Genomic DNA, 24,585 nt, shown 5'->3' with positions numbered 1-24,585 from the left:
TTCCCTACAACGACGGGCAATTTATAAGCCTCCCCCCTTCGGTCTTGGGATTCTATTCTTCTCGGCAAAGCTTTTTCAGCGGAAAGACACATGTTTGATATTGCGAAACGCACCGGTTTTGGCGCGATAGTACTTATGGTAATCCCTATTTTAGCCTGGGTCAGTGGCTGGCAGTGGCATCCGGATAACGAAGTGTGGTGGTGGCGGGTATTGTTTTGGACGACCCAAACCGTGACGTCTCCCTGGGGCTTTATCACCAGCATCGTCCTGTTTGCCTGGTTCCTATGGTGTTTGCGGTTTCGCTTGGGGCCTGCGCTGGTTTTGGCCTGCATTCTCGGCGTCGCGCTGCTGGCGGGCCAGGGTATCAAGTCGGCCATCAAGGACCGGGTGCGGGAGCCGAGGCCCTACGTGATATGGCTGGAGCAGACCCACGATATGGACGGCCGGGATTTTTATTCCCTGCCGGGCAAGGCCCGGTCGATGCTGGTGAAAAAAGAGCTGCAGAACGAACAGGAAATTCCCCGCTGGCTGCGTAAACATTGGCAGCATGAAACCGGCTTCGCTTTTCCCTCCGGCCACACGGTGTTTGCCGCCAGCTGGGCCTTACTGGCCTGGGGGCTGCTGTGGCCTCGGCGGCATTATAAATCGGTGATAGTGATTATGGTCTGGTCGGTGGCGGTGTTGAGCAGCCGCATGGTGCTGGGTATGCACTGGCCGCGGGATGTGCTGATGGGCATCCTGCTGAGCTGGCTGGTGATCGCATCGGCCTGCTGGCTGGTGCAGCGCTGGATTGGGCCTTTAGTGCCCAAACCCGATGAAGCCCGGGATATCAAATCCCGTATGTAGCCCCCATGGAATACTGCCTGTCGCGCAAGGATGCGCGCCGCGGCCCTGCTCAAAATGTCACCCTCTCGCCATCCTCCGGAATGTAACGATAATGTTGCTTTTGTGATATCTATCGCTATTCCTAAAATTCGCCATGGACAATCATCATTAGAATTGCCACACTCCATATGAATATAAAATCAAAAGTGAATATATATTCATAACGGAGAACAACAATGAACACCTACCTACTCAAACCTTGTCTTGCCGCCGTTTTACTGTCCTTGTCCATGGCGTCTTTTGCCGCCGACAAAGGCTTAATCGCCATCATTACCCCGTCCCATGACAATCCGTTCTTTAAAGCGGAAGCGGATGCCGCCACCGCCAAGGCCACCCAATTGGGCTATACCACGCTGGTGGCGTCCCATGACGATGACGTAAGTAAGCAAAACCAATTGATTGAAACCGCCATTGCGCGCAAAGCGAAAGCGATAGTGCTGGATAACGCCGGCGCCGATGCCACCATCGGGCCGTTGAAGAAGGCCAAGGCCGCCGGCATCCCGGCGTTTCTTATCGATCGCGAAATCAATGCCACCGGCGTGGCGGTGGCGCAGATTGTCTCCAATAACTACCAGGGCGCGCAGCTGGGGGCGGAAAAATTCGTCAAGCTGATGAACGGCAAGGGGAATTACGTGGAACTGCTGGGCCAGGAGTCCGATACCAACGCCCATGTGCGCTCACAGGGCTATCACGATGTGATTGACGACTATACCGGCCTGAAGATGGTGGCCCAGCAAACCGCCAACTGGAGCCAGACCGAAGCCTTCTCCCGTATGGAATCCATGCTGCAGGCCCATCCGGATATCACCGGCGTGATTTCCGGCAACGATACCATGGCCCTGGGAGCGGAAGCCGCGCTGAAGGCCGCCGGACGTAAAGATATTATCGTGGTGGGATTTGACGGCAGCGACTATGTGCGGGATTCCATCCTGGCCAAAGGCAATATCAAGGCCACGGTGTTGCAGCCGGGCTGGCGCGAAGCGGAAATGGCGGTGGAACAGGCTGATGCCTACCTGAAAACCGGTAAAGCCCAGAAAGAAGAGAAGCAGCTGATGGATTGCGTATTGATTGATGAAACCAATGCCAAAAACCTGAAAAATTTCGGCGTTCAGCCTTAAGTGACGTACCGGAAGGGGCCGCGCGGCCCCTTCAAAACAGGAGAGGGTATGCAACTCAGCGTATTACGCATATTGGGCAAACAGGCCACATCGGGCAATCCGGGCACAGGCAAAAAACTGGCCACCTGGGCTCTGGCCCTGTTACTGCTGTCCGCCTGCGACGTGGTCAAACTGGGCAGCGACGGTAAGCCGATTATTCCGGCGGATCCCACGGCGGGTCCGGATTATTCCAACCAGACGCCGCAGCAGATAGCCCAGGAATTCTGGGGACCGAAAATACTGCCCGCCGCCCGCAGCCAGGCGCTGGATTGGCCGGCGCTGAAGCAAGCGCAGGAAAAACTGGCCGGTACCGACACCAAAAGCGTCTACAGTAAATTTTCCGCCAAGGTCGGCGCGGTGGATGCCGACGGCATGGAACGCAAACTGACCTTGAACGTCAACGGCGATACCGTGCTGCTACAATTGGGACCCGTCATCAAGGGTAACGCGGTACGTGATGCCGCCGGGTTTATCCATTTTGAGGATTTCAAAAACCAGGTGCAGTTCGCCCAGGTGTCCAGGGCGTTGAATAAACAGGCGCTGGGCGGCCTGCCGGCCATTGACCCAAGCTGGGTCGGACAGCCGGTGGACGTGCTGGCGGCGTTTACCCTGAGCCATGGGAGTATCGATGACGGCGTGGCGCTGGATATCAAGCGGGGGGCGAGTCAATGAGCGATAAACCTGAGGTGGTGCTGCGCGCTCAAGGCATCACCATGATGTATCCGGGCACCCTGGCGTTGGACAACGTAAATTACAACGTCTATCGCGGCAAAGTGAATGTGATAATCGGCGAGAACGGCGCCGGTAAATCCACCCTGATGAACGTGCTGGCGGGCGTGCAACAGCCCACCGCCGGCGAAATCCTGCTCAATGGCGAGCGGGTGAGCTTTGGCAATACCCGCGAGGCGGCGGCGAAAGGCATCGGCATGGTGCATCAGGAACTGAACCTGTCGGAAAACCTCAATGTGGCGGAAAACATCTTCCTCGGCCGCGAACAGCAAACCGGCCTGTGGCCCATTAATCAGGCTGAACAGGAGCGGGTGGCCGCCGAACTGATGGCACGGCTGGATCAGCCCATCTCTCCCCGTGAGCTGGTGTCCAATCTCAAGGTCGGCCAGCAGCAAATGATAGAGATAGCCAAGGCGCTGGCGGAGCGGGCGGATATCCTGATCCTTGACGAGCCCACCTCGGCCCTCAGTAAAAACGAAGTGGACGTGCTGTTTCGGGTAATTCGCGAGCTGACCCGCCAGGGCGTATCCATTATCTATATCTCCCATCGCCTGGAGGAGCTGATGGCCATCGGCGATTACATTACGATTCTGCGCGACGGGCGCTTTCAGGCCGAGGCGGTGGTGGGGGAAATCGACGTGCCCTGGATCGTGCGGGAGATGCTTGGCGGTGACCCTGTCACAACTTTTCTCAAGCCCGGCCGCCAATTCGGCTTGCCGGTATTGCAGGCGGACCATATCACCTGCGTCAACGATGCCGGTCATCCGGTGGTGAACGATGTGACCTTTACCGTGCGCGCCGGCGAAATCGTCGGCATCTACGGCCTGATGGGAGCCGGTCGTACCGAACTGTTCGAGTGCCTGCTGGGCACCGAAAAAAACTACCTGGGCAAAATCTGGCTGGGGGATTTACCCATCTCCACCGGTATGTCCACCGCCAACCGCATCAAGCTCGGCATGACCCTGGTGCCGGAGGATCGCAAAAAATCGGGCATTTTTCCCGCCTCCTCGGTAGCGGTGAATCTGACTATCTCCAGCCTGTGGCGGCGACTGCAAAACGGTATCAGCATTATGCGCCGGGATGAAGAGCGGGTGGTGGCGTCCACCATCGGCAACCTGTCCATCAAGGTCTCTTCGCCGGACGTGGAAATCCAGGCCCTGAGCGGCGGCAATCAGCAAAAGGTGGTGATTGGCCGTTCGCTGCTCACCGATCCGAAGCTGCTGCTGCTGGACGAACCCACCCGCGGCATTGACGTGGGCGCCAAGGCGGATGTGTTTGAAATGATGGTGGCCCTGTCGGAACAGGGGATCGGCATTCTGTTTTCCACCTCGGATTTAAAAGAAATCATGGCGGTCTCCGACCGTATTCTGGTGATGTCGAACGGGAAATTGACGGCGAACGTGGAGCGTCAGTCCGCCCAGGAATCGGCATTGGTCACGGCGAGTGCAAAAGGATTCTGATATGAAAGCAATCAATACCGCCGCGTTAGCGCCTCTTACGGCCAGCCGGTCATTCCGGTCGCGGGAAAATATTCTGCTGCTCCTGCTTAAGCTACGCACTTTTATCGCGCTGTTTTTGATTTTAGGCTTTTTCACCTTTACCGTGTCCGGCTTCCTGGCCACGGAAAGCATTCTTATTATGTTGAAGCATATCTCCATCAATGCTTTTTTGGCGCTGGGCATCACCTTTGTCATCATCACCGCCGGCATCGATCTGTCCATCGGCGCCACCCTTGGCCTGTGCGGCATGTTCGCCGGTTGGATGATCACCCACGGCATTGTGTTGCCGATGTTCGGCATCGCCATCTTCCCCAGCGTCTGGGTCATCGTGCCGGCGGTACTGGTGCTCGGCGGGCTTATCGGCGCCGTTAACGGCTGGATCATCACCCGCTATAACGTGGCGCCTTTTATCTGCACCCTGGGCACCATGTATATCGTGCGGGGCGCGGCGATGCTGCTGTCCAACGGCGAGACCTTCCCCGGCCTGGACGGCAACCCGCGGCTTGGCAATACCGGTTTTGATTTCATCGGTTCCGGTTCGCTGCTGGGGGTGCCTTACTGTATCTGGCTGATGTTCGTGCTGGCATTGATCATTGCCTATATTGCGCGCCGCCTGCCGTTTGGCCGCCATGTTTACGCCATCGGCGATAACGAACGGGCGGCGGAGCTGTCCGGTATCAAGGTGAAGCAGGTAAAAATCTGGGTTTATACCATTTCCGGCCTGTGCGCCGCGGTAGCGGGCATTGTGGTGACCTCGCAGCTGGTGGCCAGCCATCCGGCCACCGGTACGTCATTTGAAATGAACGCCATCGCGGCGGTGGTATTAGGAGGGACGTCGCTGGCCGGCGGGCGCGGGACCATTGTCGGCACCCTTATCGGCGCCTTTGTTATCGGCATCCTGGCGGACGGCCTGGTAATGATGGGGGTTAGTGAATTCTGGCAGATGGTCATCAAAGGGATGGTGATTATCGTGGCGGTCATTATCGATCAAATGCAAAACCGGATGCAGCATAAGGCGGCCATCGTCTCGCAAAAGATCGTCAAAGAAGAGGCCGCCACCGAGTAACCCCCGTTCCCGTGCCGTTTACGATGATGCCGTAACGAGGGCTGGGAGGCAGCGACAAAACGGCGAGACGAGGGGGATTTGCCCGAAGGGATGGGGGCGGCGGGAAGTTTTTTACGCCACGCATGAATAAATATTCCCATATGGATAAAAATTCACATGGGCAAGAAATTGATAATCAAGAGGTAATATGATGAATCCTTATTCATTGTCCATCGATGATCTGGTGACCAAGGCGCGGCATATCCGCCGCCGCATCGTGCAGCTGAATGCAGGCAGTCCGGCGGGAGGCCATACCGGCGCCGATCTCTCCGAGGTGGAAATTCTCACCGCGCTCTATTTCCGCCTGCTGAACTGCGCGCCGGACCGGCTCGATGACCCCGAACGGGATATCTATATCCAGTCGAAAGGCCATGGCGTGGGGGGGTATTACTGCTGTCTGGCGGAAGCGGGCTATTTCCCCCTCGACTGGCTGCCCACGTACCAACATGCCAATTCCCATCTACCGGGCCATCCGGTGCGCCATAAGACCCCCGGCATTGAATTGAATACCGGCGCGCTGGGGCACGGGCTGCCGGTGGCGGTGGGTATCGCGCTGGCGGCAAAACGGGATAACAGTCCGCGCCGGGTCTTCGCGCTCACCGGCGACGGCGAACTGGCTGAGGGCAGCAATTGGGAAGCCGCGCTGGTATCCGCCCATTACGGCCTCGATAACCTGGTGATCATCAACGATAAGAACAAGCTTCAGCTGGCGGGATCCACCCGGTCCATTATGAATACCGATCCCCTGGGGGATAAATGGCGGGCGTTCGGCCTGAATGTCACCGAGTGCGCCGGTAACGATATGCAATCGGTGGTGGACACGCTGGAAAACTTGCCGTCCAACGGCAAACCGAACGTGGTGATCGCCAACACGGAAAAGGGCGCCGGCATCTCCTTTACCCAGGGGCGGGCCGAATGGCATCACCGGGTATTTAAAGGCGATGAAATCACCCTGGCATTGGAGGAACTCAAAGATGAGTAATGCAGAACATTTAGCCAGCGTCATGGTGGAACAGCTGATCAAAGCGGTGGATAACGGCCTGGACGTGGTGCCGGTATTGGCCGATTCCACCTCCACCGCCAAAATAGGCCCGTTCATCGCCCGTTTTCCCGACCGCATCGTGAACGTGGGCATTGCGGAACAAACCATGGTGGGTACGGCGGTGGGCCTGTCCATCGGCGGCAAAATCGCCGTCACCTGCAATGCGGCGCCGTTTTTGATCTCCCGCGCCAACGAGCAGGTAAAAGTGGACGTTTGCTACAACAATTGCAATGTGAAACTGTTCGGCCTGAACGCCGGCGCCAGTTACGGGCCCCTGGCCAGCACCCATCACAGTATTGACGATATCGCCATCATGCGCGGTTTCGGCAATATCCAGATTTTTGCGCCGTCGTCGCCGGAAGAGTGCCGCCAAATCATCGATTATGCCCTCGCCTATGTCGGGCCGGTGTATATCCGGCTGGATGGCAAAGCCTTGCCCGCCCTGCATGACGAGACCTACCGGTTCAAACCCGGTCAAATCGATGTGATGCGCCATGGCGAAGACGTGGCGCTGGTAGCGATGGGATCAACGGTACATGAAGCGGTGGATGCCGCCCGGATTCTGGATGAGCAGGGCGTTTCTGCCGCGGTCATCAATATATCCTCCATTCGCCCGTGCGATACTCGTCAGCTACTCTCCTTATTAACAAAGAGTAAACATGTGATTAGCATCGAAGAACATAACATTAACGGCGGCGTGGGCAGCCTGGTGGCCGAAGTGCTGGCGGAAGCGGGCTGCGCTATTCCCCTGGTGCGGCTGGGCATCGGCGACGGCGAGTACGCCATTGCGGCGGATCGCGCCGCCACCCGCGCCCACCACGGTTTCGATGCTCAGGGCGTAGTCAATACCGCCTTGCGCGTTTGCCGGGGGAACTGACCATGGCCACGCCCATCATTCTGGCTATTGACGAGGGCACCACCAATGCCAAGGCCATTGCTGTCGATGCCGAAGGCCGGGTTCTGTCTAAAGCGGCGGTGCCCTTGGCCCTGATTCATCCGCGGCCGGGCTGGGCGGAGCAGGATCCCGACGCGGTCTGGCAAGGTGTTTGCCAGGCTATCGCGGGTTGCCTGTCCGCCCTCGGCGACGTTCAGGTGGCGGCGGTGGCCATCAGCAATCAGCGGGAGTCGGTATTGGTATGGGAGCGCGCCGGCGGACGGCCGTTGACGCCCATCGTCAGCTGGCAATGTCGCCGATCCGAGGACTTTTGCCGCCGGCTCCATGAGGACGGCCGTGGGGAAATGATTTATCACCTTACCGGGCTGCCCATCGATCCGTTATTCCCCGCTGCGAAAATCCGCGGCCTGCTGGCGGCGCTACCGGACGGTTTTGCCCGCGCCGGCCGGGGAGAGCTGTGCGTGGGTACCCTTGATTGCTGGCTTAACTGGCAGCTCACCGGCGGACGGGCCTTTGTCACCGACTATGCCAATGCCGCCCGCACCCAATTGTTTAATATCCGTGAAGGCCGCTGGGACGACGCGCTGCTGCAGCTGTTTTCCGTGCCCGCCGCCTGCTTGCCACAGGTGCGGCCCTCGGCGGCGGTACAGGGCTATACCCTGGCCGGCCGGGTGCCGGGACTGGCGGGAGAAATTCCCGTGGCGTCGTTAATCGGCGATTCCCACGCGGCGTTATACGGCCAGGGCGGCAATCAGGCCGGCGATGTGAAAGCCACCTACGGCACCGGCTCATCCCTGATGATGGCGCTGGAGAACATCGGTGCGCCGGCAACGGGCCTGAGCACCACCGTGGCCTGGCATGACGGCCGGCTGTGCTACGCGCTGGAAGGCAATATCACCCATACCGGCTCCGGGCTGGCCTGGGTGGCGCGCCTGCTGGGGATATCCTCTCTGACGGAACTCTCCGCTATGGCGTTGAGCCAGGCGGGTAATCAGGGCGTCTATTTTGTCCCGGCCTTGTCCGGGCTGGGGGCGCCTTATTGGGACAGCCGGGCGCGCGGATTGATCTGCGGGTTGACCGACGCCGCCACGCCCGCGGTACTGGCGCGCGCCGGCCTTGAGTCCATCGCCTACCAGATTGCCGATGTGTTTTTTGCCATGGAGCGCGCCGCGGGACGGTCGTTGCCGGCGCTGCGGGTAGACGGCGGCGCTACGCAGAATGCCTGGCTGATGCAGTTTCAGGCCGATGTGCTGCAGCGGCGGCTGATTCGCAATCTCAACGCCGAAGTGTCGGCCCTGGGCGCCGCTTATCTGGCGGGCAAAACCCTGGGCTGGTGGACCAACGAGGATATCGCGGTCTTGCCGAGGGAAGTGGAGTATATCGAACCCCGGGCCGAGACCGCGGAGATGCAAGACAATTATAAAAATTGGCAAACGGCCGTAGCACGGGCCCGTTATCAAGTAGAACAACCCTACCGGGAGTGAAGTAATGTCGAGAAAAATTCTACAACAATTAACCTTCGGCGTGATCGTCGGCAATCGGGGCTTTTTCCCCAGCTATCTGGTCACCGAGGCGCGGCGCGATGCGGCGCAGGTGTTTGAGCAATTGGGCATCAAGACGGTTATCCTGGATGAAAACCAGAGCAAGCTGGGCGGGGTGGAAACCTGGCAGGACGCCAAAGCCTGCGCTGAACTGTTTCACCGCCATCGCGACGAGATTAACGGCGTGGTGATACTGCTGCCTAATTTCGGCGATGAAAAAGCCGTGGCGGACGCCGTTCGCCTGTCGGGATTAACCGTGCCGGTGTTGGTGCAGGCGGAGCAGGACAGCCTGGATAAAATGGGGTTGGCGACCCGGCGCGACAGTTTCTGCGGCAAAATTTCCCTGTGTAATAATCTGCGCCAGTGCGGTATCCCCTTTACGCTCACCAGCCGCCATGTCTGCGCGGTGGCGGGCGAGGACTTTTCGCGGGATTTACAGCGGTTTACCCAGCTTTGCCGGCTGGTGCACGCTATGAAAGGCGTGCGCATCGGCGCTATCGGCGCCCGGCCCGCCGCCTTTAATACGGTGCGTTACAGCGAAAAGCTGCTGGAGCGTATGGGCGTGTCGGTGGAGACGCTGGATTTATCGGAGATTTTTACCCGGGTCGGCCGGTTGAGCGACAATGATTTGCGGGTGGATGAAAAGCTGGCGCTGCTGAAGGATAACGCCGATACCGCCGCTATCCCGGCCCAGAAGCTGCATACCATGGCGAAACTGTTTGTGGTGATTAGCGAATGGGTGCTGGCTAACGATATTGATACGACCGCTATTCAGTGCTGGACCTCGCTGCAGGAAAATCTGGGTATTAATGTCTGTTCTATCATGAGCGTGATGTCCGGTCAGCTGATGCCCAGCGCCTGCGAGGTGGATGTGATGGGCGCGCTGTCCATGTATGCGCTGGCCAGCTGCTCGCTGTCGCCGGCGTCCATCGCCGACTGGAATAACAATTTCGGCGATGAGCAGGATAAATGCGTGTTGTTCCATTGCGGTAATTTCCCCGCTGAAAGCCTGGAAAGTCCGGTGATGGGTACGGCGGATATTATCGGTACTACGGTGGGGTGCGAGAATACCTGCGGCGCGGTGCACGGCCGGATGAAGGCCGGTCCGCTTACGTATTTCCGGCTGTCGTCGGACGATTTTACCGGCAAAGTGCGGGCCTATGTGGGCGAGGGGACGGTGGTGGACGACCCGCTGGATACCGTGGGCTGCCGCGCGGTGGTGCAGATCCCCGCCATGGAGCCGCTGCTGCGGTATATTTGCGAGCAGGGCTTTGAGCATCATGTGGCTATGAACCATTCCGCTACCGCGGCGGTGCTGCATGAGGCGTTTACCAAATATTTGGGGATTGAGTGTTATTGGCATGCCAAGGCGTAATGTACGATCGGCAGGCACGGTCTCCCTTTAACATGTTCGCTGCGCGATCGGTGATGGCGGGCCTACCGCGCTGTGGGGCGCTCCGGCGGGCGGTAAAACCACGCCCGCTTCGACCCCATCAGCACGGTCTCCCTTTAACACGTTCGCTGCGCGATCGGTGATAGCGGGCTTACCGCGCTGTGGGGCGCTCCGGCGGGCGGTAAAACCACGCCCGCTTCGACCCCATCAGCACGGTCTCCCTTTAACATGTTCGCTGCGCGATCGGTGATAGCGGGCTTACCGCGCTGTGGGGTGCTCCGGCGGGCGGTAAAACCACGCCCGCTTCGACCCCATCAGCACGGTCTCCCTTTAACATGTTCGCTGCGCGATCGGTGGGTGCGGGGCTACCGCGCTGTGAGATGCTAGGGGAGCGAGATGAGCTTTTCACCCACCAGCCGGTCGGTGATCAGCACATCGATATAGCGGCCTTCCAGGGCGCCCTTGATGGCCGCGACTTTTTCATGTCCCCCCGCCAGGGCCACTACCCGTTCGCATTCACGCACCTGGGGCAGCGGCATGCCGATCACCGGGTCTTCTTCGTCCGCCAGCACCGCTTCGCCTTTGCTGTTGAAATAATGCAGGCAGATATCCCCCACGGCGCCGCGCTGCGCCAGCAGCCTGAGCATTTTTTCGTGGTAATAGTTGCCGGAATTCATCAGCAACTGCGAAGGTTCCAGCGCGCCGATACCTACCAGCGCGACGTCCACTTCGCTGAATTTGGCCACTACATCGGCCACCTCGCTGCTGTTGATAAGCCGTAGCCGATCCTCAACCGAGCGTTCAATGCTTTGCGCCGGCAGCAGATAGGCCGGGCAGTTCAGCTGGTCCGCCAGCAGTTGGGTCAATAGTGTGGCCTGGACATTGCCGTTGGGACCCACGCCCCCGAGGAGCTGGATGACGCCGCTGGCCTTGACCGCCAGCGGATGCAGATTATCCACCATTTCCCGCAGAGTGCTGCTCCAGGAGGAAATACCCACCAGATCGTTCGGGCGGATGCTGGTCTGCATATAATGGGCGGCGGCGGAACCGATGGCCTGTTTGATCTGCTGAGGTTCGGCATCATCCGGCACATCCACCACAATCGCCTGGTCGATGCCGTAACGCCGCTGGATGGCCGACTCCAGCCCCATAAACATATTGGGCGGCTGTACCACGCTGATTTTAACCACCCCTTCTTTGATGCAACGGGTGATGGCCCGGGAAACGAAAGATTGTGACAAATGCAACGCGGCGGCGATATCCGCTTGTTTTTGATTTTCGGTATAATAAAGCGTGGCGATTTTAACCAATAATCGCTGTTCGTCTTGCTTAGACATGCGGCGTCCCCAGACTCGCCATACGGTGGCATCATTTTTATGCATAACTGAATAAATAACAAGAGACAAGGGGCTGCAGGGCGGCGATGACCGTTTCATGGGGGGCGGCAAAACGCGGTGATTTTAACCATCGGCCCCGGATTCAACCCGGTGGGCAGCAGATAATGCAGTTAAGTTGTCTGCGGGATTTCCTTCGTAACGCGGGAAATGCTAATTTATAGGCTCTGGGTACCGGTATACCGGTGTAATCCATTTAAATAACGCAGTTGCAGGAAATCATGTGAAATATGTACTGATATTTTTGCTGGTTCTGGTGATTTTTATTATTTCCGTCACCTTTGGGGCGCATAACGATCAAATCGTCACCTTTAACTACTTGCTGGCAGAGGGGCAATATCGGGTTTCCACCTTGTTGACCTGGATATTCGCACTGGGTTTTATCCTGGGCTGGGCCGTTTGCGGTTTGTTTTATCTGCGCGTCCGTTTCGCCCTGATGCGGGCGGAGCGCCGGGTCAAACGGCTGGAACAGCAGCCGGCGCCGGTTAACAGCGCGGCGCCCGTCGCTACCGCGCCCGCTGTCAGTAAGGAATAACGCGTTATGTTAGAACTGCTGTTTCTGTTGTTGCCCGTGGCTGCCGCTTACGGTTGGTACATGGGGCGCAGAAGCGCGCAGCAGGATAAGCAACAGGACGCCAATCGCCTCTCCCGCGAGTATGTGGCAGGGGTGAATTTTTTGCTGTCCAATCAGCAGGACAAAGCGGTGGACCTGTTTCTTGACATGCTCAAGGAGGACAGCAACGCCGTCGAGGCCCATCTTACGCTGGGGAACCTGTTTCGATCCCGGGGGGAGGTGGATCGGGCCATCCGTATTCACCAGGCGTTAATGGAGAGTACCGCGCTGAGTTTCGAGCAGCGGTTGCTGGCCACCCAGCAATTGGGCCGTGACTATATGGCCGCCGGTTTCTACGATCGCGCCGAGGAAATGTTCAGCCAGCTGGTGGACGAAGATGATTTTCGCACCGGGGCGTTGCAGCAGCTGCTGCAGATTTACCAGGACACCAGCGATTGGAACAAGGCAATCGAGATAGCGGAAAAGCTGGTGAAGCTGGGCAAAGAGCCTCTGCGGATGGAAATTGCCCATTTTTATTGCGAGCTGGCGCTGCAGGCCATGGGCAGCGACGATCTGGACAAGGCGATGGCGCAGTTGAAAAAGGGCGCGGCGGCCGATAAGAACTGCTCCCGCGTCTCGATCATGATGGGGCGCATTTTTATGGCGCGTCAGGACTACCCTGCCGCGGTGGCCGCCCTGCAGCGGGTGCTGGATCAGGACAAGGAGATGGTCAGCGAGACTTTGCCTATTTTGCAAACCTGCTATCAGCATCTCGAAAAGCCTGAGGCCTGGGCCGAATTTCTCACCCGCTGCGTTGAAATGAACACCGGCGCGGCGGCGGAGCTGCTGCTGGCGGATGTTATCGAACAAAACGACGGCACGGAAAACGCCCAGCTTTATATCAATCAGCAGCTGCGCCAGCATCCCACGATGAGGATGTTCCACCGTCTGATGGATTTCCATCTGAACGAAGCGGAAGACGGACGGGCCAAAGAGAGTCTGCAGGTGCTGCGGGATATGGTGGGGGAACAGATCCGGACCAAGCCCCGTTACCGCTGCAATAAGTGCGGATTCACCTCCCACAGCCTGTACTGGCATTGTCCCTCCTGTAAATCCTGGGCCTCCATCAAACCCATCCGCGGCCTTGACGAACAGTAATCCGTGACAAGCCGTGAAGGTGAGGATGAGTTTACCGCATCACGGGTATGGGTAATACCGGCTGCAATCTTGCAGACGAAGAACGGTTATCATCTCCAACGCTCTCGTTTGCCGGCGCTGGGCTTTTTTCTTGCCGGCAGGTAAAATACTCCGCATCCATTAAACTGGCGCTGTGCGCAGGTTATTTTATCGGCGGCGAATGTCAACCGCCGCGCCGGCACCGCCAGCCTTCCCATCAAAAGGTACCCTCATGACCCGCGACTTCCAGTCGTCTGTGCCGCCGGGATTTTCCTCACCCATCATCGTGGCGTTGGACTATGCCTCCCGTTCCGAGGCTCTGGCCTTTGCCCATAGGGTTTCCCCCAATGAGTGCCGGCTGAAAATCGGAAAAGAGATGTTTACCCGCTTCGGCCCGGATTTCGTTCGCGATCTGCAGCGGCTGGGCTTCGATATTTTCCTCGACCTGAAATTTCATGATATTCCCAATACCGTCGCCAAGGCCGTGTCCGCGGCGGCGGAGCTGGGCGTGTGGATGGTGAATGTGCACGCCGGCGGCGGGGAACGGATGATGGCGGCGGCGAAAGAGGCCCTTGCCCCGTTCGGTGCCCAAGCGCCTAGACTTATCGCCGTAACGCTGCTTACCAGCATGGCGGATGAAGATTTAACGGCCCTGGGCATTCCATACGGGGCTTTTGAGTATGCCGGACGACTGGCGGACCTGGCCCGGCGCTGCGGGCTGGACGGCGTGGTCTGTTCCGCGCGGGAAGCCGCGGTGTTTAAACAGCGATTCGGCGCTGAATTTCTGCTGGTCACCCCCGGTATCCGGCCGGAAGGCAGCGACGCCGGCGATCAGCGTCGGGTCCTGACGCCGGTGGAAGCCCTGCGGGCCGGGGTGGATTATATGGTGATCGGGCGTCCTATTACCCGTTCACAGGATCCGGCCGCAACGCTGCAAGGCATATTGATGTCATTGCGCGACGTGGGAGGAAACGATGGACAATAACAGCCGTGTGGTCTATTCCACCGAGAGCGGGCGGATAACCGAGCCGTCCCGGCCGGTAGCCCGTCCCAAGGGTGATGGCGTGGTGCGGATTCAGCGCCAGACCAGCGGACGCAAGGGAAAAGGCGTTTGTCTGATTAGCGGCCTGGATGTAGATGATAATGCGCTGGCGGCGCTGGCGGCGGAGCTGAAGAAAAAGTGCGGCTGCGGCGGGTCGGTGAAGGAGGGCGTGATTGAAATACAGGGTGATAAACGGGAACTGTTGAAACAGCTCCTGGAAGCCAAGGGACTGAAAGTCAAACTGGCCGGCGGTTAACCGTGCAGGTTAACGCCGGCGGGACCGGCTTAATGCACCTGATGGCCGACAACGCCGCCAACCGCCGCGCCGCCTAAGGTACCCAAAGCGCTGCCATTGGTAAGAACCGCGCCGCCCACCGCGCCGACGCCGGCACCGATGGCGGTGTTACGCCCACGTCTCGTTTCACACGCACTTAGGGTAACAACCAGGGCGATCGCCACGGCGGCCGCGGTAATACGTTTGGTTGAATATTTCATCATCATCAATTTCTCCATAGATTGCTGTTGTTATTGATTGCTAGTTAATAATTATAGTACGTTCCGCTTGTTTAGCCCGGATTAACAATAATATATCTGCCTGCTCTCCTGGCTCGCCTCGGCATGCCCACGGTCGCGAAAAACGGTCAATAGCAGAAGTAGGGCGGATCTTTAGCCGATTAGGCCATAGCGGTTGCTTCTGGCTGCCGGGACAATGTCCTCTAGCGTTCAAGAGGACTTAACGATGCTTACCGAATTGAAAGAACAGGTCCTGGCGGCCAACCTTGCTTTGCCGCGCCATCACCTGGTGACCTTTACCTGGGGAAATGTCAGCGCGGTGGACCGCCCACAGGGATTGATGGTGATTAAGCCTTCCGGCGTCAGTTACGAAGAGATGACCCGGGAAGATATGGTGGTAGTGGAATTGGAAACCGGGCGGGTGGTGGAAGGACAGAAAAAACCCTCTTCCGACACCGACACCCATCGGGTGCTGTATCTGGATTTTGCCGGCATCGGCGGTATCGTCCATACCCATTCGCGCCATGCCACTATCTGGGCGCAGGCCGGACAAGACATTCCTGCCTGGGGCACCACCCATGCCGACTATTTTTATGGCGCCGTTCCCTGTACCCGGCTGATGACGCCGGCGGAAATACAGGGCCGCTATGAATGGGAAACCGGCAAGGTTATTGTGGATACCTTCGTCTCCCGCGGTATTGATCCCGAGGCGGTTCCCGCGGTGCTGGTAAATTCACACGGTCCCTTCGCCTGGGGCAGCGATGCCGATAATGCGGTCCACAACGCGGTGGTCTTGGAAGAGCTTGCCTATATGGGCATCTTCTCCCGCCAATTGACGCCCGATTTGCCGCCGATGCAATCGGAATTGCTGGACAAGCATTATTTACGTAAACACGGTAAAAACGCTTATTACGGACAATAGCAAAAACTCACGATAATGGCTCTGTGGCGCCGGTTATGCCGCTATGCCGGCGTCATGTAAAGCTCAACAGGCGTGCGTTCAACATAACGGCGACAGAATGCGCCGGCGGGTTTTTATTCCACTCTTTTCCCTTCCTGATGAATGTTTGAATCCTGAAAACCTCAATCTTTTTACTGGTGTCGTACCCTGTTACCGCTTTGGGAATGTGATTTGGATCTCATTTCAAAACCCAATGCCCATTTAGTTAAAATGATCTTTTTATAAAAAAGAAACAACGTTTCATTTTTATGTCGCAGATCACTGTATGACAAGATGTAAATGGCTAACGTAGCGCCTAACCGATCTTATCAATGCACGGAGCGTCCACGGGGCGGCTCCGTACCAAAGATGGATGATAATTCGAACTTAGGTGGAATCCAGATGCAAATCAAACGTGCAATTGACAAAATCCCTGGTGGCATGATGCTGGTGCCGCTCTTCATCGGCGCGCTGTGTCATACATTTGCACCCGATTCGGGTAAATATTTCGGCTCCTTCACTAATGGTTTGATTTCCGGCACCGTCCCTATCCTGGCGGTCTGGTTTTTCTGTATGGGGGCCTCCATCAAGCTCAGCGCCACCGGCACCGTGCTGCGTAAATCCGGTACCCTGGTGGTGACCAAAATCGCCGTTGCTTGGGTAGTGGCCGCGGTGGCGTCGAGGCTGCTGCCGGCCAATGGCGTGGAAATCGGCTTTTTCGCCGGCTTGTCCACCCTGGCGCTGGTAGCCTCCATGGATATGACCAACGGCGGCCTCTACGCGTCCATCATGCAGCAATACGGCACCAAGGAGGAATCCGGCGCCTTTGTTTTGATGTCGCTGGAATCCGGCCCGCTAATGACCATGATTATTCTGGGCACCGCCGGCATCGCCTCGTTTGAACCTCATGTGTTCGTCGGCGCGGTACTGCCGTTTCTGATTGGATTTGCCTTGGGCAACCTGGATCCCGAGCTGCGGGACTTCTTCAGCAAGGCGGTACAGACCCTGATTCCTTTCTTCGCCTTCGCGCTGGGCAATACCATTAATCTTAACGTTATCGCCCAAACCGGGCTGCTGGGGATTTTGCTGGGTATCGGCGTGATTATCGTTACCGGCATTCCGTTGATCCTCGCGGATAAATACATCGGCGGCGGCGACGGCACGGCGGGTATCGCCGCCTCCAGCTCCGCCGGCGCCGCAGTGGCCACGCCGGTGCTGATAGCCGAGATGATCCCGGCGTTCAAACCCATGGCGCCGGCCGCCACCGCGCTGGTGGCCACGTCGGTTATCGTCACCTCCATCCTGGTGCCGATTATCACCGCGCTCTATTCCAAGCGGGTGAGAAAAGGAGAGGTCGCCGCACTTGCGCAGGCAGAATTGAAATCGCAGGCCATTGAACGCTAGGAGTACGAAGATAGTTGAACCACAGAAAACCCCTCCGCGGGGTTTTTTGCATTTTTAGCTGATCCCGTCTTACAGCGATTGCAGGACATTTCTAAATGGGACAGAATTCGCTCGCGGAATAAATGAGCTAAGATGCTATCTACTCCTCTAAATATATTAATTTTCATTTGAAAATTGTCAGCGCTTACCTGCGGGAGAGTCGAATAAACTTGTTACCTGCGCCAATAAATCACCACCATCCGCATTGATAAAAATTGACTCGATTAAAATATAATGGATATCTCTATGTATAATTCAATCTCTGGTTTAAATTATTTTAACCCCGCCAATCTGATTTATAGATACTATCATTCAAAGGGAATTAATTATAAATTGAGCCGTTATACTCAGGCTGATGAAAATGATATTTATAATTCAAACCTGCCGATGAGTGCCATAGCGATCAGTAATAGCGCTATTTTTGGCAAGTTAAATAAAACAAAGCAAGGATTTTCCTGTAGTAAAGGGATTGATGCTAAAGGAAGATGGGTATATATTGAAAATAACAAAAAGGAATATTCAGAAATTTGATTAAAAATTAGGACTCAATTCTTTATTTGGATTAGCTAAAATAAAATGATTTTTATTTGTTATCAGTAAATTTTCTAATAACCCACATTACCTAATTTTCCATGAGAAACCTATCGATACTACCCAGGGTAATGATCTTCTCCAAAAATGGGCTGTTTGGTCAGAACTCGCTACCGGCTTGGGAGAATGCAGAGAATTAGCCCTGATGAGATTGCTTGATTGCCAAAAGAGGAACGCATTATCCTTGGACCTCAGCGGATTAGGTTTGACTGAACTTCCTGGGCTGCCGGCCGGTATAGAAGAGCTGAACGCCAGCAACAACGCATTGACTGCGCTGTTTGTCATCCAAATAGGGAATGATACTTCCATATCATTCCCACTTTTCAAAGATGCTCTTAAACCGGCCGCGCAATCACCGATCGTGTTTCCTGGCGCACTTCCTCAAGGGTGACCTCAATGCTGTCCCCCTGGCGGTAGCGCTCTTCGCCTTTCACCTGCACGGTGCCGGTATCCTGGCTGCACACCAGTTCATCGCGCACGCTGTGGATAAAAGGCGCCGGGACAAAGGCCACCGCGCCGTTCTCCAACAGGCGAACCCGCATGCCGCCGCGGGAGATATCAATGATCTCCGCCGCATAGCGCGTGCCGTTGCCGGCTTTGTCCTTGAGATAACGGGCATAAAGCCAATCGCCGACATCCCGTTCCGCCATGCGGTTCAAGCGGCGGCGCTCCGCCAGGCGCAGCATCACGTCTTCCGTCGGGCGGGCGGGGGTGCCCTGGCCCAGTAATCCCTTCAGCAGGCGATGATTAACCATATCGCCGTACTTGCGGATAGGCGAAGTCCAGGTGGCATAGGCATCCAGGCCCAGGCCGAAATGCGGGCCCGGTTCGACGCTGATTTCAGCGAAGGTCTGGAAACGGCGGATGCGGCTGTCGAGATATGAGGTGGGCAGGGCGTCCAGCCGGCGCCGCAGCGCGCAAAAACCTTCCAGCGTCATCAATGTGGCGGCGTCGGCCTGGATATTATTGTTGGCCAGTACGGTGACCGCCTGTTCCACCAGAGTTTCATCAAAACCGTGGTGCACGTTATAAACGCCGTAACCCAGGCCGTCCCGCAAGACCCGCGCCGCGCAAATATTCGCCGTGATCATGGCTTCTTCCACCATCCGATTGGCGATACGGCGCGGCTCTACCTGGATATCCAGCACATCGCCTTTATCGTCCAGCACGAAGCGGTAGTCGGGGCGATCCTTGAACACCAGGGCATTGGACTGGCGCCAGGCGGCCCGGGCCAGGCTCAGGCGCTGCAACAGACGAATCTGTTGGGCCACTGCCTCGTTTTCCGGCTGCCAGTCGCCGGCGTCTTCCAGCCAGTCGGAGACCTGGTCATAAACCAGCTTGGCTTTTGACTCAATCCACGCGGCGAAAAAGTTGGGTTTGTCCGCCAGCGAGCCGTCCGCATTGACCGTAACCCGGCAAACCAGGGCCGGGCGGCGTTCATGGGCATGCAGCGAACAGATGTCATCGGAGAGAATGCGCGGCAGCATCGGGATATTGAATCCCGGCAGATAATTGGTAAACGCCCGATCCCGGGCTATGTTGTCCAGCGGGCTGCCGGCCTGAACATAGGCGGTGGGATCGGCGATGGCGATGGTCAGCACCAGCGTATCCCCTTCACCGGCCGCCACATGCAGGGCGTCATCCATATCTTCGGTGCTGGCGCTGTCGATGGTGATGAAATCCAGGGCGGTCAAATCCTCGCGCACCAGGTTATCATCCTGCAGGGTCAGTCCGTCCACCATGGCCGGCGCTTCGCGTTCGAGATTGTGGCGGGCCAGCGTCACCCACCAGGGGGCGAAATGATTGTCGCCGGTAGTGACCAGATGGGTAATCTCAGCATAAAAATGCCGATCGCCTTTTAGCGGATGGCGGCGCATTTCCGCCACCGCCCAGTCCCCGGTTTTGAATTCATGCTCTACGTTGCGCACCGGACGGCAAGGGATCACTTCTTTGATCAGCGGATGGTCGGGCACGATGGACAGGCGGTCATCCTTGAACTGCACCCGGCCGACAAAGCGCGACAGGGAAGGTTCAATGAGGGTTTCCGGCTCGGCTATCTCCCGCTCTTTCTCCGTGCGCACCACGGCGGCAATCCTGTCGCCGTGCATCACTTTTTTCATAAAGGGCGGCGGGATGAAATAGCTTTTTTGAGCATCGACTTCAAGGAAGCCAAACCCTTTCTCAGTACCTTTGACCACGCCTTCGACACGCGGCGTCTGAGAGTGAAGTTGCTGTTTTAGCTGCGCGAGCAGCGGGTTATCTTGAAACATAATGTCCAGAAGAGTGTAAAAAGGCTTCAATAACGGCAGACAGTTTTACGCGAATCGACGGTTGGCGGCAAGTGTAACGCGCCATTAAAGCCATAAAAAAGCCGCCCGCCCCGGGAAGGGGCGGGCGGTGTCGATGCGACGGTTTAAATAATTCGCGCCGTATCCGTTGCCTTGTTCGCCAGCAGACGCACCGGGATGGATTTGGAGGTCGGGGTATGGGTGCCGTCGCCAAAGCTGGACAAAGGCACCAGCGGGTTGGTTTCCGGATAATAGGCCGCCAGGTTGCCGCGGGGAATATCATAGCTAATGACCTTGAAACCGCTGACCTTTCGGCTGATGCCGTCGTGCCACAGGGTTTCGATGTCCACCCGATCGCCGTCGTGCAAGCCCAGCGCCGCCAAATCCTCCGGATGGACAAACACCACTTCCCGCTGGCCATATACGCCGCGATAACGATCGTCCAGTCCGTAAATGGTGGTGTTGTACTGGTCATGGGAGCGCAGGGTTTGCAGGGTAAACGGCACCGTCCGGCCGGCGATTTGCGGAAACAGGGTATCCGGCAGGGGAGCGTCGCTGAATTCCGCTTTGCCGCTGGGCGTATTGAAGCGCAGTTCAGCCGCGGCGTTACCGAGGTAAAATCCCCCCGGCTGTTCGCAGCGAAGGTTGAAATCGGTGAAACCGGGCACGGTGGCGGCGATATGATCGCGGATGAGACGGTAATCACCCGCCAGGGCGGTCCAGTCCAATTTTTCGTTACCCAGCACCGCTGCGGCAATGCCGGCGACGATGGCGGTTTCCGAGCGTTGCAGGGGGGAGAGCGGCGGATTTACCCCTTCCGAGGCGTGTACCATGCTGAACGAATCTTCCACGGTGACATACTGGCTGCCGGCGGTTTGCATATCGAGCTCGGTGCGGCCAAGGGTCGGCAGGATCAGCGCATCGCCGCCGGTAACCAGATGGCTGCGGTTAAGCTTGGTGCTGATATGTACCGTCAGTTCGCAACGGCGCAAGGCTTGCTCGGTGCGGGCGGTATCCGGCGCCGCGGCCGCCAGGTTGCCTCCCAGGGCAATCAGTACCTTGATCTCGCCGCGCAGCATGGCCTCTAGCGCCTCAACGGTGCTGTGTCCGGGGGCGCGCGGAGGCGTAAAGCCGAAATGGGCCGCCAGACTGTCCAGCAAGGCCGCCGGCGGCTTCTCGTCGATGCCCATGGTGCGATTGCCCTGCACATTGCTGTGGCCGCGCACCGGACATAATCCGGCCCCCGGTTTGCCAAGCTGCCCGAACAGCAGTTGCAGATTGACGATTTCCCGCACGGTGGGAACCGAATGCTTGTGCTGGGTAATACCCATGGCCCAGGTGCAAATGACCCGATCGGCGCCGCGGTAGATGTCCGCAGCGTCGCGAAGCTGCTGCTCGCTCAGGCCCGACTGCCGGATGATATGCTGCCACGGGGTGGCATCCACCGCCGCCAGGTAAGCCTCCATGCCCTGGGTGTGGCTGTCAATAAACGTTTGGTCAAACAGGCCGGGCCGGCCTTCCGCCAACTGCCGTCGATGGATTTCCAGCAGGGCTTTCACCATGCCGCGTACCGCCGCCATGTCGCCGCCGAGATTGGGCTGCAGATAGCTGGAACTGATACGGCCGGATTTTGGCGTCAGCAGCTCCAGCGGGTTCTGCGGATCGGCAAAACGCTCCAATCCCCGTTCCCGCAAGGTATTAAAGGTGACGATGCGCGCGCCGCGATCGGCGGCGTGGCGCAGGCTGTGCAGCATACGCGGATGGTTGGTGCCCGGATTCTGGCCGAAAACGAAAATCGCGTCCGCCTGTTCGAATTCATTCAGGTGAATGGTGCCTTTGCCCACGCCGATGCTTTGCTTAAGGCCGCTGCCGCTGGCCTCATGGCACATATTTGAACAGTCGGGGAAATTATTGGTGCCGAACATCCGGCCGAATAATTGATAAAGGTAGGAAGATTCATTGCTGGCGCGGCCGGAGGTATAAAGTTCCGCCTGGTTCGGATTGTCCAGTCCGCGCATATGGCTGGCGATGAGGTCGAACGCCTCCTGCCAGCTTACCGGGTAATAGCGATCGGTTTCCCGGTTGTAGCGCAGCGGCTCCGTCAGACGTCCCTGGTACTCAAGGAAATAATCGCTTTGCTCATAGAGTTTGCTGACGGTGTTCTGGGCGAAAAAATCCGCGTCCAACGCCTTGCGGGTAGCTTCCCAGCTCACCGCCTTGGCGCCGTTTTCGCAAAAACTGAAGGTGCTGGTATTGTCATCGCCCCAGGCGCAGCCGGGACAGTCGAAGCCTTTTGATTTGTTTACCCGCATTAAATTACGGATATTTTTGAAGGTCTGTTTACTGTCCCTGACATAACGGGTGGTTGCTTCCAAAGAACCCCAGCCACCCGCCGCGCCGGTATAAGGTTTAATCGCAGGTTTAAATTTCATAAGTTCGTTTCGCAGGTGAATGAAGATAAATATTTGTTAAAATATTTTTAGCTATTTGGGTTAATGAGGTTAATTCTAGGCAGTTTTGATAACACCGTCTAATTGAATAGCCTAATCGCAGGATAGACGGCGGCTATTGCCTAAAGTCCCTTCATCTTTTAATTTTCCATGCTTTAAACCGCACCAAGGCAGGTTAAGCTTTTGTGATAGCGTTCATATTTTCAGCCATTGCCGCCGCCGCGGGATCAGGCGCAGCCAATACTGGCTCATACTTACCTGGTTAATTATGAGGAAGAGAGCAATGCTGATGAACGATCTAAGCAGTAAGGTGCATGGATTCGGCAAAGCGTTAATGATGCCGATTTCGGTGATTGCCGCCGCCGGGATCTTTCTCGGGGTGGCGGCGGCCATGCAGAATCCGGCGGTAACCGGCGACGCGTTCGCCAGCCTGAAATATCCCCAATTGGTTATCGGGTTCATCCGGCAGGTGGCCGGCGCGCTGTTCGCCAACCTGCCGCTGTTTTTTGCCGTGGCCAGCGCCATAGGTCTGGCAAAGGCGGAAAAACCCACCGCGGCCTTCGCGGCGGTCATCGGTTTTATCGCCATGCATGTGGGGGTTAGCGCCAGCCTGGCGGCGCAGAATCTCACCGCCGCCACCACCACCGTGCCGGCATTGATAGCCAAAGGCATGACGCCCACCGCGGCACAGATGCTTTCCGCTCAGTTCACGCCGATGCTGGGGATATTCACTTTCAATATGAGCGTATTGGGCGGGGTAATTGCCGGCCTGACGGTGGTGGCGCTGCATAACCGTTTCTATACCATTGTATTGCCGACGGCGGTGAGCTTTTTCGGCGGACGGCGGTTCGTCCCCATCATCACGGTGGTGGTGCTGCCGTTGCTGGGGGTAGTCCTGTCGCTTATTTGGCCCACCATCGGCGCGGCCATCGCCTGGGTGGGTAACCTGATCGGACAAAGCGGCCAGTACGGTGCCTTCTTATTGGGATTTTTCGAACGGCTGCTGATTCCCACCGGCCTGCATCATATCCTTAATGAAACCGTGCGCTTTACCCCCATAGGCGGCATGGTGACGGTGGATAACCATGCCATCGTCGGCGCGCTGAATATTTTCAATACCACGCTGACCCATCCGGGGCTGTTGAGCGACGAGCAGGTGCGCGAGTCAACCCGGTTCCTGGCGCAGGGTAAAATTCCGGTAATGATGTTCGGTCTGCCCGGCGCGGCGCTGGCGATGTACCATTGCGCCCGTCCCGAGCATAAAAAGCGGGTCAAGGCCCTGATGATGGCCGGCGCCCTGGCGTCCTTTACCACCGGTATCACCGAACCGCTGGAGTTCTGTTTTGTTTTCGTTTCACCGGTGCTGTATCTTTTTCATGCGGTGCTGTGCGGCCTGTCGTTTATGCTCATGGACGTTTTCCATCTGATGATTGGCAATGTTCAGGGGGGCGCCATTGACCTGGTAGTGTTCGGCGTGCTCGGCGGCAGCAAAACCCACTGGTGGTATGCGGTACTGCTGGGGCTGATTTATTTTCCGGTCTATTACTTCGGCTTCCGGCTGATTATTACCCGGCTGCGGGTGGAAACCCCCGGCCGCGAGACCCAGGAAGAGGAGGCCACCGAGCGCAAACCTCTATTGGCCAACGAGCGGGCGGAAAATATCATCACCGGCCTCGGCGGCCAGCAGAATATCGCCGATGTGGATTGCTGTTTTACCCGCCTACGGGTCCGGGTCAAGGATATGAAGCAGGTAATCGACCGGACCCTGATGCTTACCGGCGCCAGCGGGGTTAAACGGGTCAGCGACAACGATGTCCAGGTGATCTACGGTCCGCAGGTGGAAAAAATCGCCCAGGATGTCAAAGTTACCCTGGGGGTCACTACCTAACAGGACAATTATCGACAACCTTAAGGTATAATAATTAGATTGCTGATGAATTCGCCCAAGG

Annotated in this window: 21 protein-coding genes; 17 read left to right on the top strand and 4 right to left on the bottom strand. The window is 57.3% G+C overall.

Features of this window, described 5'->3' with window-relative positions:
• The first annotated feature begins 90 nt into the window (after nucleotides 1-90).
• The 9 genes from pgpB (at nucleotide 91) to ACL2XO_RS15850 (ending at nucleotide 10,228) form a co-directional block, all read left to right on the top strand.
• Entirely contained in the window at nucleotides 91-846 is a 756-nt protein-coding gene (pgpB, locus tag ACL2XO_RS15890) for a phosphatidylglycerophosphatase B (RefSeq protein ID WP_203521299.1), read from the top strand.
• A gap of 215 nt (nucleotides 847-1,061) precedes the next feature.
• Nucleotides 1,062-2,003 (top strand): D-ribose ABC transporter substrate-binding protein, encoded by a 942-nt coding sequence (locus tag ACL2XO_RS15885; protein ID WP_132921423.1) that lies wholly within the window; start codon nucleotides 1,062-1,064, stop codon nucleotides 2,001-2,003.
• A 48-nt stretch (nucleotides 2,004-2,051) separates the two neighbouring features.
• Nucleotides 2,052-2,714 (top strand): DUF2291 family protein, encoded by a 663-nt coding sequence (locus ACL2XO_RS15880; protein ID WP_413741026.1) that lies wholly within the window; start codon nucleotides 2,052-2,054, stop codon nucleotides 2,712-2,714.
• A complete protein-coding gene (locus ACL2XO_RS15875; RefSeq protein WP_132921425.1) occupies nucleotides 2,711-4,231 on the top strand; it encodes a sugar ABC transporter ATP-binding protein in 1,521 nt (506 codons plus the stop codon). Before ACL2XO_RS15880 ends, ACL2XO_RS15875 begins: the two co-directional genes overlap by 4 nt.
• 1 nt (nucleotide 4,232) lies before the next feature.
• Nucleotides 4,233-5,336, top strand: coding sequence for an ABC transporter permease (locus ACL2XO_RS15870; protein ID WP_132921426.1), 1,104 nt, complete (start codon nucleotides 4,233-4,235; stop codon nucleotides 5,334-5,336).
• A gap of 190 nt (nucleotides 5,337-5,526) precedes the next feature.
• Nucleotides 5,527-6,357 (top strand): transketolase, encoded by an 831-nt coding sequence (locus ACL2XO_RS15865; protein ID WP_413726946.1) that lies wholly within the window; start codon nucleotides 5,527-5,529, stop codon nucleotides 6,355-6,357.
• On the top strand, nucleotides 6,350-7,294 hold the full coding sequence (locus ACL2XO_RS15860) for a transketolase family protein (protein ID WP_413724557.1): 945 nt from the start codon (nucleotides 6,350-6,352) through the stop codon (nucleotides 7,292-7,294). Before ACL2XO_RS15865 ends, ACL2XO_RS15860 begins: the two co-directional genes overlap by 8 nt.
• Nucleotides 7,295-7,296: 2 nt before the next feature.
• Nucleotides 7,297-8,796 carry an FGGY family carbohydrate kinase gene (locus ACL2XO_RS15855; RefSeq protein WP_413741025.1) on the top strand — a complete coding sequence of 500 codons (1,500 nt, stop codon included), beginning with the start codon at nucleotides 7,297-7,299 and terminating at the stop codon, nucleotides 8,794-8,796.
• Between the two features lie 4 nt (nucleotides 8,797-8,800).
• On the top strand, nucleotides 8,801-10,228 hold the full coding sequence (locus ACL2XO_RS15850) for an L-fucose/L-arabinose isomerase family protein (RefSeq protein WP_413724555.1): 1,428 nt from the start codon (nucleotides 8,801-8,803) through the stop codon (nucleotides 10,226-10,228).
• A 401-nt stretch (nucleotides 10,229-10,629) separates the two neighbouring features.
• On the opposite strand, the gene ACL2XO_RS15845 is transcribed toward ACL2XO_RS15850, so the two are convergent.
• Nucleotides 10,630-11,583, bottom strand: a complete 954-nt coding sequence (locus ACL2XO_RS15845) for a sugar-binding transcriptional regulator (protein WP_203521305.1) — start codon at nucleotides 11,581-11,583, stop codon at nucleotides 10,630-10,632.
• A 280-nt stretch (nucleotides 11,584-11,863) separates the two neighbouring features.
• Between ACL2XO_RS15845 and ACL2XO_RS15840 the strand changes: the two genes are divergently transcribed.
• From ACL2XO_RS15840 to yciH, 4 genes are all read left to right on the top strand, one after another.
• Nucleotides 11,864-12,175 carry a LapA family protein gene (locus ACL2XO_RS15840; protein WP_132921431.1) on the top strand — a complete coding sequence of 104 codons (312 nt, stop codon included), beginning with the start codon at nucleotides 11,864-11,866 and terminating at the stop codon, nucleotides 12,173-12,175.
• 6 nt (nucleotides 12,176-12,181) lie between these two features.
• Entirely contained in the window at nucleotides 12,182-13,351 is a 1,170-nt protein-coding gene (lapB, locus tag ACL2XO_RS15835) for a lipopolysaccharide assembly protein LapB (protein ID WP_413741024.1), read from the top strand.
• A gap of 250 nt (nucleotides 13,352-13,601) precedes the next feature.
• Nucleotides 13,602-14,354: an orotidine-5'-phosphate decarboxylase gene (pyrF, locus tag ACL2XO_RS15830; RefSeq protein WP_413724554.1), complete on the top strand. Its 753-nt coding sequence runs from the start codon at nucleotides 13,602-13,604 to the stop codon at nucleotides 14,352-14,354.
• Nucleotides 14,344-14,667 carry a stress response translation initiation inhibitor YciH gene (gene yciH, locus ACL2XO_RS15825; RefSeq protein WP_132921434.1) on the top strand — a complete coding sequence of 108 codons (324 nt, stop codon included), beginning with the start codon at nucleotides 14,344-14,346 and terminating at the stop codon, nucleotides 14,665-14,667. Before pyrF ends, yciH begins: the two co-directional genes overlap by 11 nt.
• A gap of 29 nt (nucleotides 14,668-14,696) precedes the next feature.
• Here yciH and ACL2XO_RS15820 read toward each other — a convergent pair whose 3' ends face one another.
• Nucleotides 14,697-14,906 (bottom strand): glycine zipper 2TM domain-containing protein, encoded by a 210-nt coding sequence (locus ACL2XO_RS15820; RefSeq protein ID WP_132927732.1) that lies wholly within the window; start codon nucleotides 14,904-14,906, stop codon nucleotides 14,697-14,699.
• A 244-nt stretch (nucleotides 14,907-15,150) separates the two neighbouring features.
• Here ACL2XO_RS15820 and araD point away from each other — a divergent pair, with 244 nt between their 5' ends.
• From araD to ACL2XO_RS15805, 3 genes are all read left to right on the top strand, one after another.
• Nucleotides 15,151-15,846, top strand: coding sequence for an L-ribulose-5-phosphate 4-epimerase (araD, locus tag ACL2XO_RS15815; protein ID WP_413724553.1), 696 nt, complete (start codon nucleotides 15,151-15,153; stop codon nucleotides 15,844-15,846).
• A 420-nt stretch (nucleotides 15,847-16,266) separates the two neighbouring features.
• Nucleotides 16,267-17,268, top strand: a complete 1,002-nt coding sequence (kdgT, locus tag ACL2XO_RS15810; RefSeq protein ID WP_413724552.1) for a 2-keto-3-deoxygluconate transporter — start codon at nucleotides 16,267-16,269, stop codon at nucleotides 17,266-17,268.
• Nucleotides 17,269-17,553: 285 nt separating this feature from the next.
• Nucleotides 17,554-17,838, top strand: a complete 285-nt coding sequence (locus tag ACL2XO_RS15805) for a hypothetical protein (RefSeq protein WP_413741023.1) — start codon at nucleotides 17,554-17,556, stop codon at nucleotides 17,836-17,838.
• 395 nt (nucleotides 17,839-18,233) lie between these two features.
• Here the strand turns inward: ACL2XO_RS15805 and ACL2XO_RS15800 are convergent, their stop codons facing one another.
• On the bottom strand, nucleotides 18,234-20,168 hold the full coding sequence (locus tag ACL2XO_RS15800) for an exoribonuclease II (RefSeq protein WP_413724550.1): 1,935 nt from the start codon (nucleotides 20,166-20,168) through the stop codon (nucleotides 18,234-18,236).
• A 143-nt stretch (nucleotides 20,169-20,311) separates the two neighbouring features.
• On the bottom strand, nucleotides 20,312-22,618 hold the full coding sequence (locus ACL2XO_RS15795) for an FdhF/YdeP family oxidoreductase (protein ID WP_413741022.1): 2,307 nt from the start codon (nucleotides 22,616-22,618) through the stop codon (nucleotides 20,312-20,314).
• Nucleotides 22,619-22,925: 307 nt separating this feature from the next.
• Here ACL2XO_RS15795 and ACL2XO_RS15790 point away from each other — a divergent pair, with 307 nt between their 5' ends.
• On the top strand, nucleotides 22,926-24,524 hold the full coding sequence (locus ACL2XO_RS15790) for a PTS transporter subunit EIIC (RefSeq protein ID WP_132927733.1): 1,599 nt from the start codon (nucleotides 22,926-22,928) through the stop codon (nucleotides 24,522-24,524).
• The last annotated feature ends 61 nt before the right edge of the window (nucleotides 24,525-24,585 follow it).

The sequence above is a fragment of the Sodalis sp. RH15 genome, from assembly GCF_047324255.1.
Lineage (GTDB): Bacteria > Pseudomonadota > Gammaproteobacteria > Enterobacterales > Enterobacteriaceae > Acerihabitans > Acerihabitans ligni.
The sequence above is the reverse complement of the archived record's forward strand: the minus strand, read 5'-3'. Positions and strand labels throughout refer to the sequence as shown.